Source organism: Streptomyces sp. HUAS 31 (genome assembly GCF_028198125.1).
Lineage (GTDB): Bacteria > Actinomycetota > Actinomycetes > Streptomycetales > Streptomycetaceae > Streptomyces > Streptomyces chartreusis.
Map to the genome: position 1 here is coordinate 831,770 of NZ_CP116353.1, position 16,094 is coordinate 847,863.

15 protein-coding genes are annotated in these 16,094 nt (G+C 70.9%); 1 reads left to right on the top strand and 14 read right to left on the bottom strand.

Annotated features, from left to right (window positions below; all coding sequences use genetic code 11):
• Positions 1-83: 83 nt before the first annotated feature.
• The 11 genes from PGH47_RS03460 to crcB (PGH47_RS03510) all read right to left on the bottom strand — a co-directional run bounded on the left by PGH47_RS03460 (position 84) and on the right by crcB (PGH47_RS03510) (position 11,049).
• Positions 84-1,439: a glycosyltransferase 87 family protein gene (locus PGH47_RS03460; RefSeq protein WP_271662152.1), complete on the bottom strand. Its 1,356-nt coding sequence runs from the start codon at positions 1,437-1,439 to the stop codon at positions 84-86.
• The gene (mptB, locus tag PGH47_RS03465) at positions 1,436-2,830 is read right to left on the bottom strand and encodes a polyprenol phosphomannose-dependent alpha 1,6 mannosyltransferase MptB (RefSeq protein ID WP_271662153.1); all 1,395 of its coding nucleotides are present in this window, start codon (positions 2,828-2,830) and stop codon (positions 1,436-1,438) included. The genes PGH47_RS03460 and mptB overlap by 4 nt, the downstream gene beginning before the upstream one ends.
• 207 nt (positions 2,831-3,037) lie before the next feature.
• Positions 3,038-3,979: a glutaminase gene (locus PGH47_RS03470; protein WP_271662154.1), complete on the bottom strand. Its 942-nt coding sequence runs from the start codon at positions 3,977-3,979 to the stop codon at positions 3,038-3,040.
• 50 nt (positions 3,980-4,029) lie between these two features.
• A complete protein-coding gene (gene aspA / locus PGH47_RS03475; RefSeq protein ID WP_271662155.1) occupies positions 4,030-5,439 on the bottom strand; it encodes an aspartate ammonia-lyase in 1,410 nt (469 codons plus the stop codon).
• Between the two features lie 118 nt (positions 5,440-5,557).
• Entirely contained in the window at positions 5,558-6,574 is a 1,017-nt protein-coding gene (locus tag PGH47_RS03480; RefSeq protein WP_271662156.1) for an asparaginase, read from the bottom strand.
• Positions 6,575-6,632: 58 nt separating this feature from the next.
• On the bottom strand, positions 6,633-8,072 hold the full coding sequence (locus tag PGH47_RS03485; protein WP_271662157.1) for an amino acid permease: 1,440 nt from the start codon (positions 8,070-8,072) through the stop codon (positions 6,633-6,635).
• Positions 8,069-8,746 (bottom strand): FadR/GntR family transcriptional regulator, encoded by a 678-nt coding sequence (locus PGH47_RS03490; RefSeq protein WP_271667973.1) that lies wholly within the window; start codon positions 8,744-8,746, stop codon positions 8,069-8,071. The genes PGH47_RS03485 and PGH47_RS03490 overlap by 4 nt, the downstream gene beginning before the upstream one ends.
• Before the next feature lie 161 nt (positions 8,747-8,907).
• Positions 8,908-9,744 carry an undecaprenyl-diphosphate phosphatase gene (locus PGH47_RS03495; protein ID WP_271662158.1) on the bottom strand — a complete coding sequence of 279 codons (837 nt, stop codon included), beginning with the start codon at positions 9,742-9,744 and terminating at the stop codon, positions 8,908-8,910.
• A gap of 95 nt (positions 9,745-9,839) precedes the next feature.
• Positions 9,840-10,214 carry a fluoride efflux transporter CrcB gene (gene crcB, locus PGH47_RS03500; RefSeq protein WP_107910011.1) on the bottom strand — a complete coding sequence of 125 codons (375 nt, stop codon included), beginning with the start codon at positions 10,212-10,214 and terminating at the stop codon, positions 9,840-9,842.
• Positions 10,215-10,216: 2 nt separating this feature from the next.
• A complete protein-coding gene (locus PGH47_RS03505; RefSeq protein ID WP_271662159.1) occupies positions 10,217-10,591 on the bottom strand; it encodes a DUF190 domain-containing protein in 375 nt (124 codons plus the stop codon).
• Entirely contained in the window at positions 10,588-11,049 is a 462-nt protein-coding gene (gene crcB / locus PGH47_RS03510; protein WP_271662160.1) for a fluoride efflux transporter CrcB, read from the bottom strand. Before crcB (PGH47_RS03510) ends, PGH47_RS03505 begins: the two co-directional genes overlap by 4 nt.
• 273 nt (positions 11,050-11,322) lie before the next feature.
• Here crcB (PGH47_RS03510) and PGH47_RS03515 point away from each other — a divergent pair, with 273 nt between their 5' ends.
• Positions 11,323-11,781: an SRPBCC family protein gene (locus PGH47_RS03515; protein WP_271662161.1), complete on the top strand. Its 459-nt coding sequence runs from the start codon at positions 11,323-11,325 to the stop codon at positions 11,779-11,781.
• 102 nt (positions 11,782-11,883) lie between these two features.
• On the opposite strand, the gene PGH47_RS03520 is transcribed toward PGH47_RS03515, so the two are convergent.
• The 3 genes from PGH47_RS03520 to PGH47_RS03530 form a co-directional block, all read right to left on the bottom strand.
• Complete coding sequence (locus PGH47_RS03520) at positions 11,884-12,171, bottom strand: ArsR/SmtB family transcription factor (RefSeq protein ID WP_271662162.1); 288 nt, start codon at positions 12,169-12,171, stop codon at positions 11,884-11,886.
• 182 nt (positions 12,172-12,353) lie between these two features.
• Positions 12,354-13,922, bottom strand: a complete 1,569-nt coding sequence (locus PGH47_RS03525; protein WP_271662163.1) for a glycoside hydrolase family 53 protein — start codon at positions 13,920-13,922, stop codon at positions 12,354-12,356.
• Between the two features lie 122 nt (positions 13,923-14,044).
• On the bottom strand, positions 14,045-16,066 hold the full coding sequence (locus tag PGH47_RS03530; protein WP_271662164.1) for a beta-galactosidase: 2,022 nt from the start codon (positions 16,064-16,066) through the stop codon (positions 14,045-14,047).
• Between the last annotated feature and the right edge of the window lie 28 nt (positions 16,067-16,094).

Below are 16,094 nucleotides of genomic sequence, written 5' to 3' on the forward strand. Positions count from 1 at the left end.
ACCCTCGTCGCCGCCGCCCGCCGCGGTGGTCGCACCCTCGTGGTGACGGTGCTCAACCCCCGGGCGGGCGGCGGTCACGCCGTCTACGAGGAGGCCGGCGAACTGCTCGACTGGGGATTCGGCGCGGCCGGCCGGGTCGAGCCGGTGGGGTCGCTCGACGGCTTGCGGGCCAGACCCGGGCCGGGGCCCGCCACGGTGCCCGTGGTGGCGGCGGTGACGCCCGAGGGCGCAGCGCCGGGCTGGGCGGAGGCCTGCGCGATCGCCGGTGCCGCGGGGATGGGCGCGGGTGCAGTGTCGCTGGTGACGCGCGGCCGGGTCGAGCGCTCGGAGGCGGACTGACCGACCGGCAGCCAGAACAGCAGGCCGAGGGTGATCCAGGCGTAGGTGTTGCTGCCGAGAAAGCCGTCGACGCCGGACGCGTCGTCGAACCACAGCCACACCACGCTGGTGCACAGCACGGCGTACAGGGCGGCGGCCACCCGTCGGTGGCCGGCGCGGACGAGGACGGCGAAGGACGGCAGCAGCCACACCAGGTGGTGGACCCAGGTGATCGGGCTGACCAGACAGGCGGTCAGCCCGGTGAGGGCGAACGCCGCCGTCCAGTCCCCCGCCACCACCGCCCGGCGGGTGCGCGCCACCCACACCCCGAGGACGACCAGGACGACGACCGCCCAGACCTCCCGGCCCGGCACGTCCAGCCGGGCCAGGATCCCTTGCAGGGACTGGTTCGAGACGTAGTCGAGGCGGCCGACCCGGGTGGTGTCCCACATCGCGTGCGTCCAGTAGAAGCGCGAGGGGCCCGGCGCCACCCACGCCGCCAGCGCCGTCGCGGCGGCGGCCACGGACGTCGCCACGGCCGCGGCCCGCCAGCGACGGGCCACCAGCAACAGCCCGATGAACGCCGCCGGCGTCAGCTTGATCGCCGCCGCCAGGCCGATGCCGACACCCGCCCACCGCTCCCGGCCCGTCGCCAGCAGCCGGCAGTCGAGAAGCACAAGGGCCAGCAGCAGGATGTTCACCTGCCCGAAGCTGAACGTGTCCCGCAGCGGCTCGAACAGGGCCAGCCCGCACAGGGCCAGCGCGACTCCGTACCAGCCGTAGCGCCGCCAGGCCCGCCCGGCCAGCACCCGCAGCACGAAGGCCAGCGCCACCAGGTTGAGCAGCAGCGCCACCGCGATGGCGACGTGCAGATCCAACAACGCCATGGGCAGCATCACGACCGCCGCGAACGGCGGGTAGGTGAAGCCGTACGTGGTGCCGGGCACCCGGTAGTCGTAGATACGGCCGTCGTGGTGCGCCCAGTTGTCGACGGTGCCGTAGTAGACGCGCAGGTCGAACCAGTCGCGCAGCAACGGCACGGTGGCGGTGAAGACGGCGACGGCGGCGACGAGGGCGAGCACGAGTGCCAGCCGGCCGCGGTCGGTGCGCGGAAGCCTCATGCCGTACGTCCCAACGCCGGGGCCTGTGCTGCCAGATGCGCCTGCCAGAGAACGACCACGGCGAGCGCGCCGCCGGAGATCGCCAGCACCAGCTGGCCGGCGTCGGCGGGGCCGCCGCTCGGCAGCACCGCGAGAGCGAGCACGCCCGTCAGGGCCGCGACCCGGTGCCGTACCGAGGTGCTGGGTGCGGCGGCCGCTATGAGGAACAGGCCCCACAGCGCGTACCAGGGGCGGATCGCCGGTCCGAAGGCGGCCACGGCCGCGAGGCTCAGGCCTAGCGCGTACACCGGGCGCGGACGCCAGCGCCACCATATGAGGAGCACCAGAACGCCGGTGAGGACGAGTCCGAAGGTGTGCCACACCGGGACGGCCAGGGGTGCCAGATCGCTGCCGGTCTTCTCCAGCAGCGAGGCGGTGGCCCGGCCGAGCAGGCTGGTCAGCGCCCAGTTCTGGGTGGAGACCGGGGTGTCCAGGGCCCCGATCCAGCCGTATCCCGTGCCCGCCACGGCCGTGGCGGCGACCGTGGTGGCGGCGGACGCGGCTCCCGTGGCGAGGACGGCCCTGGCCGGGTGGTGTCCGGAGCGCATCCGGAGCAGTACGACGGCGACGAGGCCGAGCGCGGCTGGTGCCTTGACCAGCGCCGCCAGTGTGACGAGGACGGCGCCCAGGATGGGCCAGCGGCCGAGAGCGGCGACCAGACCGGCGCCGAGCAGGCCCAGCATGATGGCGTCGTTGTGGGCGCCCGCCACCAGGTGCAGCAGCACCAGCGGGTTGAGGGCGCCCAGCCAGAGCGCGGCGGCCGGATCGGCTCCGCTGTGCCGGGCGAGGCGTGGCAGGGCGGCCGCCATCAACGCCACGCCGAGCAGCGCTATGAGCCGCATGCCGAACAGTCCGGCGGGCACTTCGCCGCGGGTCGCGCCGGACAGCACGGAGGCGACGCCCATGAACACGGGGCCGTAGGGGGCCGCCGTGTGCCGCCACAGCGGGGCGACCTCGTCGGCGAGGGGGCCGCCGAGGTGGGAGGGGCCGTATGCGTACACGTCGATGTGCGCGTCGACCATGGCTCCTTGGGCCAGGTAGCTGTACACGTCCCGGCTGAACAGCGGCGGCGCGATCAGCAGCGGGGTGGCCCAGGCGGCCAGCACGAGCAGCAGGGCGCGCGGGGTCGGCGGATCGGCGCTGCGCACGAGCCGGCCGAGCAGCAGCCATGCGGCTATCAGCAGGACGACGCCGAAGTACACGCCGACCAGGCCGAGGGCGGCGTGTGCCGAGCTGGGGGCCAGGAGTTCCCGGACCGGCAGCGCACCGGCCGTCTCACCGCCCAGGGCGAGTATGGCGGTGCCTGCCAGACCGAGTATCTGGCAGCGGCGGAGATCGATGGGGAAAGCCATGGCCAACACTCGGTCAGCGTGTCAACGACGAGTGGCCGTCAGTTGACGGCCGTCTCTCTGAGGGGGGTCCGTGATGTGTCCGGCGCGTGATCAACTGCGGGGGGGTCCGGGGAGCGTCTGCCTGGTGCGGTTGTGTGCAGGGTGCGGGGCGGTGGGGGCTCGTCGCGCAGTTCCCCGCGCCCCTTTTCGCCTCTCCGCAGCCCCCCTCTAGAACACCGACACGCCCGTCAATGTCGTAAATCTGTCCAGGGCCGCCACTCCCGCTACCGAATTGCCGCGCTCGTCCAAACCCGGACTCCATACGCACAACGTGCACCGGCCCGGCACGACGGCGATGATGCCGCCGCCCACCCCACTCTTGCCGGGGAGGCCCACCCGGTACGCGAAGTCGCCCGCCGCGTCGTAGGTGCCGCAGGTCAGCATGACCGCGTTGATCTGTTTGGCCTGGCTGCGGGTGAGCAGGCGGGTGCCGTCGGCCCGGACGCCGTGGCGGGCCAGGAACGACGTGGCCAGGGCGAGGTCGGCGCAGGACGCCTGCACGGAGCACTGGCGGAAGTACTGGTCGAGCAGGGCCGGCACGGGGTTGTCGATGTTGCCGTAGGACGCCATGAAGTGGGCGAGCGCGGCGTTCCGGTCGCCGTTCGCCGTCTCGGAGGCGGCGACGTCCTTGTCGAAGTCCAGGGCCGCGTTGCCGCTCTCGGCGCGCAGGAAGGAGAGGAGTTCGCCGGCCGCGTCCCCGGTACGGGTCTGGAGGCGGTCGGTGACGACGAGGGCGCCCGCGTTGATGAACGGGTTGCGCGGGATGCCGTTCTCGTACTCCAGCTGGATCAGGGAGTTGAAGGGGTTGCCGGAGGGCTCGCGGCCCACGTGTTCCCAGAGTTCGTCGCCCTCGCGGGCCAGGTCGAGCGCGAGGGTGAACACCTTGGTGATGGACTGCGTGGAGAACGGCTCGCGCCAGTCCCCCACGCCGTACACCGTGCCGTCGAGTTCGGCGACGGCCATGCCGAAGCGGCGGGGGTCGCAGGCCGCGAGCGCCGGGATGTAGTCGGCGGGCCGGCCACGGCCGGGGGTCCGCTCGATCTCCTCCGCGATGCGCTCCAGGATCGGCTGGAAGGTCAGTGACGACGTCGACGCTGCCATGATCACCATTGTGCCTCCCGGCCGGTCCCTTCGCGCATCCGAGGTGGGGTTGCCGCTGGTCAGGCCAGCGCCTGTCCGGTGCCCGCGACGACCTCCGGGCGCAGCAGGTCGGCCAGGGTCTCGGCCGGCAACAGGCCCTTCTCCAGGACGAGTTCGGCCACGCCCCGGCCGCTCGCGAGGGCTTCCTTGGCGATGTCGGTCGCGGCCGTGTACCCGATGTACGGGTTCAGGGCGGTGACCAGGCCGATGGAGTTCTCCACGGTCCGGCGCAGCGCTTCGGTGTTCGCGGTGATGCCGGCCACGCAGCGCTCGGCGAGGGTCACACAGGCGTTGCGCAGGTGCGTGATGCTCTCGGAGAGGGAGTGCAGGATGACCGGCTCGAAGGCGTTGAGCTGGAGCTGTCCGGCCTCGGCGGCCATGGTGATGGCGACGTCGTTGCCGATCACCTCGAAGGCGACCTGGTTGACGACCTCGGGGATCACCGGGTTGACCTTGCCGGGCATGATCGACGAACCGGCCTGCACCGGCGGCAGGTTGATCTCGCCGAGGCCGGCGCGCGGGCCGGAGGACAGCAGGCGCAGGTCGTTGCAGCTCTTGGAGAGCTTCACGGCGATGCGCTTGAGGACGCCGGACATCTGGACGAACGCGCCGCAGTCCTGCGTTGCTTCGACCAGGTTGGCGGCGGTGACCAGCGGCAGTCCGGTGATCTCGGACAGGTGGCGGCGGGCCGCCTCGGCGTATCCGGCGGGGGCGTTGAGGCCGGTGCCGATGGCGGTGGCGCCCAGGTTGATCTCGTGGATCAGCTCGACCGCCTCGGCGAGCCGGGAGCGGTCCTCGTCGAGCATGACGGCGTAGGCGGAGAACTCCTGCCCGAGCGTCATCGGCACCGCGTCCTGGAGCTGGGTGCGGCCCATCTTCAGCACGTCGCGGAACTCGACGGCCTTGCGGGCGAACGCGTCCTGGAGCACGGCCATCGCCTTGAGCAGCCCGCGCACCGCGAACACCGTCGCGATCTTGACGGCGGTCGGGTAGACGTCGTTGGTCGACTGACCGAGGTTGACGTCCTCGTTGGGGTGCAGGTACCGGTACTGGCCCTTGTCGTGGCCCAGCAGCTCCAACGCCCGGTTGGCGACGACCTCGTTGGCGTTCATGTTGGTCGAGGTGCCGGCGCCGCCCTGGATGACGTCGACGACGAACTGGTCGTGCAGTTCGCCGCTGCGGATCTCCCGGCAGGCGGCGACGATCGCGGCGGCCTTCTTCGGCTCCAGCAGACCGAGCTCCTCGTTGGCGAGGGCGGCGGCCTCCTTGACGGCCGCGAGCGCGTCGATCAGGTGCGGGTAGGCGGAGATGGGCGTGCCGGTGATGGCGAAGTTCTCGGTGGCACGCAGGGTGTGGACACCCCAGTAGGCGTCGGCGGGGACATCACGGTCGCCGAGCAGATCGTGCTCGCTGCGGGTGACGGCGTTCATGGGGAAACGGTTCTTCTTTCAGGGAAGGAGAGGGAGAGCGCCCCTGAAAGGGGCGCGGGGAACTGCGCGACCAGCCACAACGGACCCGCAGCCGCTGGTCGCGATGGCCGGCACATCCTTAGGCACAGGCCGAAACAACAACCGGCTCCAGCGAACGAACGGGCCGCACACACCCGACCTCTCGCCCGCCCCCCAGAAGCGCCTCACCCTGAAACTCGGTGAGCAGCTCAGGGTCGACCCCGGCCCACGCAAGAGCGGCGGCAGCCACCGGCACCCGCGCCCGATTCGCCCCGTCGGCGATCTTCACGGCGACGGCCCGGCCGTCCGGCAGCGCGGCGACCTGCACGCCCTCGAAGCCGTCCTTGGCCAGCAGCCCCGGCACGGCCCGCATCAGCGCCGCCACGTCCCGGCCGGAGCCGGAGGCCATCTCGGCATGCTCACGCATCGCGTCGGCGACCCGGGCCTCGGGCGTGCCCGGCGCCGCGGTGGTGATACGCGCGGCGGCGCGGGCTAGCCCGTGCAGCGAGACGGAGAACAGCGGCGCACCGCACCCGTCCACGGTCACCCGCGCGATCCGCTGACCGGTGAGGTCCTCGACGATCTCGGCGACGGCCTGCTGGAGCGGGTGGCCGGGGTCGAGGTAGTCGTCCAGGGACCAGCCGTTGAGCGCACAGGTGTACAGCATGGCCGCGTGCTTGCCGGAGCAGTTCTGGGCGAGCCGGGAGGGCGCGCGGCCCTCCCGGACCCAGGCGTCCCGGACGACGGGGTCGAACGGCATGTCCGGGACGTTGCGCAGATGGTCCTCGGTGAGCCCGGCGAGTTCGAGGATGCGCCGGGTTCCGGCGAGATGGCGTTCCTCGCCGGAGTGGCTCGCCGCGGCGAGCGAGAGCAGCTCGCCGTCGAGCGGGAGCCCGGCCCGGGCCATGGCGACGGCCTGGACCGGCTTCAGCGCCGAGCGGGGGTAGAAGGCGGCCTCGATGTCACCGAGCTGGAACCGGACGTCACCGTCGCCGCCGAGGACGACGACGGAGCCGTAGTGGATGCCTTCGATCATTCCGCCGCGTATGAGGTGGGCGACGGGGGCGTGGAGAGGTTCGCGGACAAGGGGTGCGTCCGCTATGGAGCTGCTGTACATCACTGTCTGGCTGCCTGGTTGTCGTGGGTCGATGAGGGGTCGTCGACCGACACGGTTGTCACGCGTCGGCCTTGGTGGCGGTGCGCCCGGCCCGGCTGCGGATGGCGTACCAGCCCGCGACCAGCGCTGCGACGATCAGCGGCAGGCACAGCACTGTGGTGCGTCCCGCGCCGCCGTCGGCATACATGAGGACCAGGACGGAGGCGAGGAACGCCAGCGTCACGAGTTCGGTCCAGGGGGAGCCCGGCAGTCGGTAGCCGGGGCGGGTCAGCTCGCCCTTCTGGGTCTTCTGCCAGAAGAGCAGGTGACAGAGCATGATCATGCCCCAGGTGGCGAGGATGCCGATGGCCGCGAAGTTCAGCACGATCTCGAACGCCTCGGCGGGGACGACGAAGTTGAGACCGACGCCGAGGACACAGATACCGCTGGTCAGCAGGATGCCGCCGTACGGGACCTGGCTACGGCTCATCACCGAGGTGAACTTCGGGGCGGAGCCGTTCACCGCCATGGAGCGCAGGATGCGGCCGGTGGAGTACAGGCCGGAGTTGAGCGAGGACATCGCCGCGGTGAGCACGACGAGGTTCATGATGCCGCCGGCCGCCGGGATGCCGATGTTCGAGAGCACGGTGACGAAGGGGCTCTCGCCCGCCTTGTACGAGGACCAGGGCAGCAGCATCGAGAGCAGGATGACGGAGCCGACGTAGAACAGTCCGACGCGCCACATGATCGAGTTGATCGCCTTCGGCATGATCTTCTCGGGGTTCTCGGTCTCACCGGCGGCGACGCCGACCAGCTCGACGGAGGCGTAGGCGAACACCACACCCTGGATGATCAGCAGCATCGGCAGCAGGCCGTTGGGAAAGACGCCGCCGTTGCCGGTGATCAGGGCCGGGCCGGGGTCGTGGCCGTCGATGGGGTGCTGGGTGGCCAACAGGAAGATGCCGATCAGCATGAACGCCACGAGCGCGCCCACCTTGATGATGGCGAACCAGAACTCCAGTTCGCCGAACATCTTCACCGATATGAGGTTGACGGTGAGGACGACCGCGAGCGCGATCAGGGCGATCACCCACTGCGGGATGTCCGAGAACATGCCCCAGTAGTGGGTGTAGACGGCCACCGCGGTGATGTCGGCGATGCCGGTGGTGGCCCAGTTCAGGAAGTACATCCAGCCGGCGACATAGGCGCCCTTCTCACCCATGAACTCGCGGGCGTACGACACGAAGGCGCCGGAGGAGGGCCGGTACAGGACGAGTTCGCCGAGGGCGCGGACGACGAGGAAGGCGAATACGCCGCAGACCGCGTAGGCGATGAACAGGGACGGGCCGGCGTCGGCGAGTCGCCCGCCGGCCCCGAGGAACAGGCCGGTGCCGATGGCACCGCCGATGGCGATCATGTTGACGTGCCGGGCCTTCAGCGACTTGCTGTAGCCGTGGTCTCCGACGTCTACGTGACCGGACGAGTGGCGCGTCTCTTCTTTGAGGTGCTGTTCGCTCACGCCTCGGGTCCGCCTTCCGTGGTGCTGTCCGTGCGCGCGGGGCGCACGATGTCGGTGAGGGTCGTCTCGACGCGATCCAGGTGGTGTGCCATGGCGTCGGTCGCGTCGAGTTCGGAACCGTCGATCAGCGCCTCGACGATCGCCCGGTGCTCCCGGTTGGACTGCTCGCGGCGACCGCCCAACTCGTTGAGGAAGGCCGACTGACGCGCCAGTGCGTCTCGGATCTCCTCGATGACCCGGCGGAAGACCGGGTTCTGGGCGGCCTCGGCCACGGCCAGGTGGAAGAGGGTGTCCATCGCGACCCACGCGGTGGTGTCCGTCTCCCGCTCCATGCGGTCCAGCAGGTGGGCGAGGTGGTCGAGGTTCTCCGGGGTGCGGCGCAGTGCCGCGTACCCGGCGACCGGGATCTCGACGTGGCGGCGCACCTCCAGCAGGTCGCTCGCCGAGTAGTCGCCGAAGGTGGGGTCCTCGACGGTGCTGGCGACGACGAAGGTGCCCTTGCCGGTCTTGGAGACGGTCAGGCCCATGGTCTGCAGGGCCCGCAGGGCCTCGCGCAGGACGGGCCTGCTGACCTCCAGGGTGCGGCAGAGCTCCGCCTCGGAGGGCAGCTTGTCGCCGACGGCGTACTCGCCGCGCTCGATGGCATCACGCAGATGCGCCAGCACCGCCTCCATGGCGCTCACACGACGGGGAGGCTGTCCGGCTGTCCGGCTGTCTGACAGGTTCACGGGAGAGATATTCCGGGTGAGCGGACGGTGATGTCAAGGGACCCCTAAGGAGAGATTCACCGGATGTGACGCCGGAGGTCCGTCGCCGGCGTCACATCCACAGCCGGTCAGCTGTTGACGACGCCCGCGCCGAGCAGCCCGAACAGCAGCAGCCCGACCACGATCCGGTAGATCACGAAGGCGTCGAAGGAGTGCTTGGCGACGTACTTCAGCAGCCAGGCGATGGAGGCGTAGGCGACGACGAAGGACACGAGGGTGCCGACGGCCAGCGGCAGCGCCGCCGTGCCCGTGCCGAGGGCGTCCTTCAGCTCGTAGATGCCCGCGCCGGTCAGCGCCGGAATGCCGAGGAAGAAGGACAGACGGGTGGCGGCGACCCGGTCGAGGTCGAGCATCAGGGCCGTCGACATCGTGGCGCCGGAGCGCGAGAAGCCCGGGAAGAGCAGGGCGAGGATCTGGGAGCTGCCGACGAGCATGGCGTCCTTGAAGGAGGTGTCGTCCTCCCCTCGCTTGTGCCGGCCCATCCGGTCGGCCGCCCACATCACACCGCTGCCCACGATCAGCGAGCCCGCGACCACCCACAGCGAGGCGAGCGACCCCTCGATCAGCGGCTTGGCGGCCAGGCCCACGACGACGATCGGGATCGTCGCGCAGATCACCCACCAGGCGAACTGGTAGTCGTGGTGGTACCGCTCCTCCTTGTCGCGCAGCCCGCGCAGCCACGCGGACACGATCCGCACGATGTCCTTGAAGAAGTACACGAGCACGGCGGCGATCGCTCCGACCTGGATGACGGCCGAGAACCCGACGACCGAGTCGTCGTCCACGGGGATGCCCATGAGCCCCTCGACGATCTTCAGATGGCCGGTCGAGGAGACGGGCAGGAACTCGGTCACCCCCTCGACGGCTCCGAGGACGATGGCCTGACCGACGCTGATGGCGCTCATGTGATCCAGTTCCGGGGGTCGGCGGGACAGCTGGTGCGCACTGTCCTACCAGGCGCGGGTATGGCTCCCGCGCCATCGACACCGCCGGTCGCGGCCTACGACCACACCGCCTCGGCCAGCGACACGCCGAGGAAGGCCGCGCCGAGGCCCACGGCCACGCTGCCCACGACGTTGCCGAGGGCGTAGAGCCCGGCGCCCGTCTCGGTCAGCCGCAGGGTCTCGTAGGAGAAGGTCGAGTAGGTGGTCAGGGCGCCGCACAGCCCGGTGCCGAGCAGCAGCTGGAGGTGGGAACTCGCGGCACCGGAGGCCGCCGCGCCGGTGAGCAGCCCGAGGATCAGACAGCCGCAGGCGTTGACGAGGAAGGTGCCCCAGGGGAACACGGAGTCGTGCCGGGACTGCACCGCGCGGTCGGTGAGATAGCGCAGGGGCGCGCCGACGACGGCACCCGCGACGACCAGGAGCCAGTTCACGGCTACTTCTTACCTTTCCTGTCCGATTCGCCCGGTTCGCTGTCGCGGCCGATGTACCGGATGACCTCGCAGTCGTCGATGGTGACGAGTCCTTCGGAGACGAGTTCGTCGAGCTGCGGCAGGAAGGCGCGCACCCGCTCCTCGGTGTCCACGATCACGATCGCGACCGGCAGGTCCTCGCTCAGCGACAGCAGTCGTGAGGTGTGGATCAGCGAGGAGGCGCCGTAGCCCTCGATGCCGTGGAAGACGCTGGCGCCCGCGAGGCCGGCCGCGTGGGCGCGGTGCACGATCTCGGAGTAGAGCGGCTTGTGGTGCCAGGTGTCGTGCTCCCCCACGAAGACGGTCAGGCGCAGGGCCCGGCCGGTCAGCCTGGTCATGACTGCCTCCACTTCAGGACGCGACGGGTGGCCGCCGAGGCGAGCCAGACCGCCGTGAGTGCGGCGACGAGGGTGGCGGCGAGGTAGGCCAGTCCGACGCGCGGACGGCCGTCGTCCACCAGCCTCTGGATGTCGACGGCGTACGTCGAGAAGGTGGTGAAGCCGCCGAGGACGCCGGTGCCGAAGAAGGGACGGACCAGGCGGTGGGCGGCCGACACCTCGGTGATGATGACCATGAACACGCCTATCACGGCGCAGCCGACGACATTCGTCCAGAACGTCGCCCAGGGGAAACCGCCCGGCTGGACCGGCCACCCCAGGGCGAGTGCGTAGCGGGCCGTGGCGCCGACGGCTCCGCCGGCCGCGACCACCGCGACAACGGGTGTCTGCGTCCGCCAGGCCGCGGGGCGTGCGGTGCCGGCGGGTGCGCGCAGGCTGTCGGTGTCGGGGGCTGTCATGGGCGTACGTCTCCTACTCGCCTGGGCGGCCCGGGGCATCCGGGCCTCGCGGTTGCAAGTAGGGACCGTTGGCGGCAGCGCTGCCGCGGTTCGGGTACGGCGGGCCCCACCGCCGCGCCGCGAGGGTGATCGCGGCCGGTCAACAGCGTAACTCCGGGCGCTGGGAGGGGTCACCTCGGGGAGTGGCGGCCGCGGCTCGGCATGCCCGTCAGGTGCGGCGCGGCTACTGTCGAAGAGCCCGCTGAGCGGCCGAGGTGAAGGAGCGTGGTCGGCGTGTCGCGCAATCGCCGTCTGATCCTGAGCTCGCCGTCGGAGGTCTGGAACCTGTTGTCCGACGGCCGCCGCTACGGGGAGTGGGTCACGGGCACCCAGGAGGTCCTCGCCGTGGACCCCGACTGGCCGGACGTGGGCGCCCGGCTGCGGGTCCGGGTCGGGATGGGCCGTCTGACCCTCGACGACACCGTCGTCGTCCGCATCAGCGAACCGTGGCGCCGGCTGGAACTGGAGGCGAGGGCGGAGCCCTTCGGCGCGGCCCGCATCGCCATGCAACTGATTCCCTGGGGCGAGCACACCCTCTTCGTCATCGACTGGCATCCGCTGAGGGGGCCCGGGACCCGGATGCACGGTCTGCCCGTCGACTACGTCGTCGCGATCCGCAACGGGATGATGCTGACGAAGCTGGCGCGGATCGCGGTGCGCGAGCATGACGCGTCGCTAGGAGTGCCGGGGTAGGCCGTCGTTCGGCTGCGGGCTGCGCGTGGCTGGTCGCGCCCGCGCGGCGGAGCCGCACAATGACACGGCCCCGCGCCCCTGGGGGGCGCCCGGGTGCGCGCCCTACCAGCCCTTCTCGAACATGCGGGCCACCTCTGCGATGCGTATCTCGTCCCGTCGGTAGTGCGTGTGCTGTTGGATCTTCTTGCTGCGCACCACGCCGATGTCGACGAGGAGGCCGAGGTGGGTCTCGGCGACGTGGGGCGGTACGCCGAGCTTCGCGGCCACCGCGTCCGCGGTGACGCCGTCCTCGGCGGGGTCGCCGTGGCATCCGTCCGGGAAGTGGGCGGCCGGGTCCTTGAGCCACTCCAGGATCTCCAGGCGCCGCCGGCCGGCGGGAGTCCTCAGCATCTCGTCTCCCTCCGTCGGGCCGCGTCGTGGCACGTGCTCCCACTGTCCCGCAGCTGCCGCCGCCGTGTCCGGGACTCCGCGAGCCTTGTCCGGTACCGAACGGCCGTACGGCGCGGGGCTGTTCGCGACGGACGTGCGGGGGCCCGGCCGCGGGAGCGCGACCGGGCCCTTCGGTCACTCGCTCAACGGTGGCTGAACCACGACGTCGAGGAGAGTGCGCGGTCGTCGTAGCCGAACAGGGCCTGGTTCTCCCAGCCGTTGCCGGAGGCGGCGTCGGTCGGGTCCCAGCCGTTGCCGGTGACGGCCGTCCAGGTCGCCTCCCAGTAGAAGACGCCGAGACCGCGGCCACCGGGGACGGCCTCCACGATGCTCGCCACGTCGTTCATCCACCTGGTCTGTCCGGCCACCGTGGCGGGGTAGCCGGCGACCAGTTCGGCGGCGGTGTCGATGATGTTCTCGTGCGAGTCCTCGCTGTCCAGGCGGAACGGGTAGGCCGTCTCGGCGACGAAGACCGGCTTGGCGTAGCGGGCGGCGGCGTCGTCGAGGGTGGTCTGGAAGTCGTACAGCGTGCCGTGCCAGTAGCCGTAGTACGACAGGCCGATGACGTCGAACTTCACGCCGTTCGCGACGGCGTTGTCGAACCACCAGCGGGTGCCGGACAGGTCACCGCCCTTGGCGAGGTGCAGCGCGACCGTGGTGGACGAGCTGACCGCCTTGACGGCGTTGTAGCCGGAGTTGAGCAGCCCTGCGAGCTGCGGCCAGTTGTCGGTGGAGCCCTCGGACCACAGCATGCCGCCGTTGATCTCGTTGCCGACCTGGACCATGTCGGCGGTGGTGCCCTGTGCCTTCAGCGCGTTGAGCACGTCGTACGTGTGGTTGTACACGTCGGTCTTCAACTGGCTGTAGGAATGCCCGGACCAGGCGGCCGGCTTGCTCTGGGCGCCCGGGTCGGCCCAGGTGTCCGAGTAGTGGAAGTCGACCAGCAGCTTCATGCCGGCGTCCTTGACGCGCTTGGCCGTGGCGAGGACGCGTGCCTTGTTGTTGTAACCGTCGGCCGGGTTGACCCAGACCTTCAGGCGCGCGTAGTTCATGCCGGCGTTCTTGAGGATGGCGACCGGGTCGCCGGTGCTGCCCGAACCGGTCCTGTAGGTTCCGCCCTTGGCCTCGCTCTTGGCGAGGGAGGAGATGTCGGCGCCGTGGATCGAGGTGCCACCCGTGCCGGAGGCGAAGGTCAGGTCGTCGACGTTGAGCCAATTGCCCGCGGTCGCATCGCTGTTGATGCTGATCGTGCACTGGTTGTTGGTCACGCTGACCGGCACGACGATCCGGATCCAGCCGCTCGTGGAGACCGGCAGGTCGGTGCGCTGCTCGGCGCCGCCGCAGTTCTTCAGGGCGAGGTACGCCGAGTTCTGGCCACCGCCGGAGCGGACCCAGGCGGTGAGCTTGTAGTTCCCGTTGGTCAGCCCCGACAGGTACTGGTAGGTCTCCACCTTGTACGCCGACGCCGACCAGTGCGTCAGGCGGTAACTGCCGCCGTGGCCACCGGCCTCGGTGAAGGAGGCGGAGTTCTGTCCGGCCGCCGAGTAGGTGGACCAGCCGGCCGGGGTCGCGGTTCCGGTGCCGTCCGACTCGAAGCCGCCGTTGGTGAGCGTGCTCGCCGCCGAGGCGGTCTGCGCGGGCAGGGCGGTCAGGGCGAGTCCGGCGGCCAGCGGTATCAGCAGGGCTCGGAGGGTGCGTCTGGGATGGAACATCTTCGTCCGTCGTCCCTTCGACGTATGGGTTGGGGGTTCCTCGCCGCCGCACCGGTGCGATGCGGCGGCGAGAAGCCCCTCCGCCCGCGGCTCGCGGCACGCGCGGGCGGAGGGGAGTCGGCTCAGCCGTCGAGTCGTACGACCCGGACGGCTCCCGCGGGCACCTCGAGGCGGCCCGCCGCGCGTTCGCCGGTCAGCAGCTCGGTGCCGGGTGCCTCGAGCGGCACCTTGGCGTCCGACGCGGTGTGGTTCACGGCGAACAGGTAGCTGCCCGACTCGCCGGAGCGGCGCACCACCTCGACGTCCCGGGGCAGTTCGGCACGCGGCGCGACCTGCGCGTCCTCGATCGACCGGCCGAGCAGCGCGTCGAGGCCGTCGGCGCCCAGGCGGGTGGAGACGTACCAGGCGGTGCCCTCGCCGAGGCGGTGCCGGGTGACGGCGGGGTGGCCGGCGGTCAGGCCGTCGGCGTAGGTCCACACGGTCTCGGCGCCACGCGGCACGACGAACTCCGTCCACACGTCGCCGCTGAGCTCGGAGCCGTCGGGGCCGGTGATGCGGACCAGCTGGTCCCTGAGCAGGGGCGAGAACTCCTCGACCGTGAGGCCGAGGACGTCCCGCAGCGGCCCGGGACAGGCGCCCTCGTGCACGGCGTCGTGCTCGTCGACGATGCCGGAGAAGTACGACACGACGAGGGTGCCGCCCGCCTCGACGTACTCCCTGAGGTTGTGCCCGGCCGCCTCCGTCATCAGGTACAGGGCGGGCACGACTACAAGGGGATATCTCGACAAGTCGGCTTCCGGGTGGGCGAAGTCGACGGTGAGGTGGCGGTCGTAGAGCGCCTCGTAGAAGGCGTCGGCGCGCTCGCGCGGGTCGTGGTCCTCGCTCGGGCGCCAGTCGAGGTTCTGCGCCCACCAGGAGTGCCAGTCCCACAGCATCGCCACGTCGGCCTGTGTCCGGGTGCCGCGCACGTTGCTCAACGAGTCGACAGCGGCGCCGAGTTCGACGACCTCACGCCATACGCGGGTGTCGGTGCCGCCGTGCGGGAGCATCGCGGAGTGGAACTTCTCCGCGCCGCGCCGGGACTGCCGCCACTGGAAGAACATGGCTCCCTCGGAGCCGCGCGCCACATGGGCGAGGGAGTTGCGGGCCATCTCGCCGGGGGCCTTGGCGGGGTTGCGGGGCTGCCAGTTGACGCCGGAGGTGGAGTGCTCAAGGAGGAGCCAGGGCGCTCCTCCAGCCACCGAACGGGTCAGGTCGGCGGCCATGGCGAGGTTGACGTGGGTGCGGCGGCCGTCGGTGATCAGGTAGTGGTCGTTGGTGACGATGTCGACCTCGCGGCCCCAGGCCCAGTAGTCGACGGAGTCGCACTGGCTGAGCGCCGTCATGAAGTTGGTGGTGACCGGGACGCCCGGCGAGAGCCGGTGCAGGATGTCCCGCTCCATGACGAAGTTCTCGCGCATGGTGACGTCGGCGAACCGCTTGTAGTCCAGCGCCTGGGCCGGGTTGACGGCCGTCGGCGTCGTGCGCGGCGGGTTGATCTGCTCGAAGTCGCCGTAGCGCTGGCCCCAGAAGGCGGTGCCCCAGGCCTCGTTGACCGCGTCGACCGTCTCGTACGTCGCCTCCAGCCAGCGGCGGAAGTGCGCGGCGCAGGAGTCGCAGTAGCAGGCCGAGACGGGGACGCCGTACTCGTTGTGCACGTGCCACATCGCCAGTGCCGGGTGGTCGCCGTAGCGTTCGGCGAGCTTGGTGGTGATGGTCGCGGCGGCCGTGCGGTAGTCGCCGTTGCTGTGGCAGACGGCGGCGCGCGAGCCGAACTCCAGGCGTACGCCGTCCGGTGTGACGGGCAGGGCCTCGGGGTGGGCGCGGTAGAACCAGACCGGCGGGCAGACGGTGGGGGTGCCCAGGTCGACGCGGATGCCGTGCTCGTGCAGCAGGTCGAACACGCGGTCCAGCCAGCCGAAGTCGTACACACCCGGTGAGGGCTCCAGCAGGGCCCAGGAGAAGATCCCGACGCTCACCATCGTGACGCCGGCCTCCCGCATCAGCCGTACGTCCTCCTGCCAGACGTCCTGCGGCCACTGCTCGGGGTTGTAGTCCCCACCGAAGGCGAGCCCGGTGAGGCCCCTGGGGTTGGTCTCCGGCATGGATCTCTCCCGATTAATCGATCATTTG

What these genes read in the sequence shown, in the direction of transcription:
- PGH47_RS03460 (WP_271662152.1), bottom strand. Translation starts at nt 1,439, where the DNA reads ATGAGGCTTCCGCGCACCGACCGCGGCCGGCTGGCACTCGTGCTCGCC.
- mptB (WP_271662153.1), bottom strand. Translation starts at nt 2,830, where the DNA reads ATGGCTTTCCCCATCGATCTCCGCCGCTGCCAGATACTCGGTCTGGCA.
- PGH47_RS03470 (WP_271662154.1), bottom strand. Translation starts at nt 3,979, where the DNA reads ATGGTGATCATGGCAGCGTCGACGTCGTCACTGACCTTCCAGCCGATC.
- aspA (WP_271662155.1), bottom strand. Translation starts at nt 5,439, where the DNA reads ATGAACGCCGTCACCCGCAGCGAGCACGATCTGCTCGGCGACCGTGAT.
- PGH47_RS03480 (WP_271662156.1), bottom strand. Translation starts at nt 6,574, where the DNA reads ATGTACAGCAGCTCCATAGCGGACGCACCCCTTGTCCGCGAACCTCTC.
- PGH47_RS03490 (WP_271667973.1), bottom strand. Translation starts at nt 8,746, where the DNA reads ATGGAGGCGGTGCTGGCGCATCTGCGTGATGCCATCGAGCGCGGCGAG.
- PGH47_RS03495 (WP_271662158.1), bottom strand. Translation starts at nt 9,744, where the DNA reads ATGAGCGCCATCAGCGTCGGTCAGGCCATCGTCCTCGGAGCCGTCGAG.
- PGH47_RS03505 (WP_271662159.1), bottom strand. Translation starts at nt 10,591, where the DNA reads ATGACCAGGCTGACCGGCCGGGCCCTGCGCCTGACCGTCTTCGTGGGG.
- crcB (WP_271662160.1), bottom strand. Translation starts at nt 11,049, where the DNA reads ATGACAGCCCCCGACACCGACAGCCTGCGCGCACCCGCCGGCACCGCA.
- PGH47_RS03520 (WP_271662162.1), bottom strand. Translation starts at nt 12,171, where the DNA reads ATGCTGAGGACTCCCGCCGGCCGGCGGCGCCTGGAGATCCTGGAGTGG.
- PGH47_RS03525 (WP_271662163.1), bottom strand. Translation starts at nt 13,922, where the DNA reads ATGTTCCATCCCAGACGCACCCTCCGAGCCCTGCTGATACCGCTGGCC.
- PGH47_RS03530 (WP_271662164.1), bottom strand. Translation starts at nt 16,066, where the DNA reads ATGCCGGAGACCAACCCCAGGGGCCTCACCGGGCTCGCCTTCGGTGGG.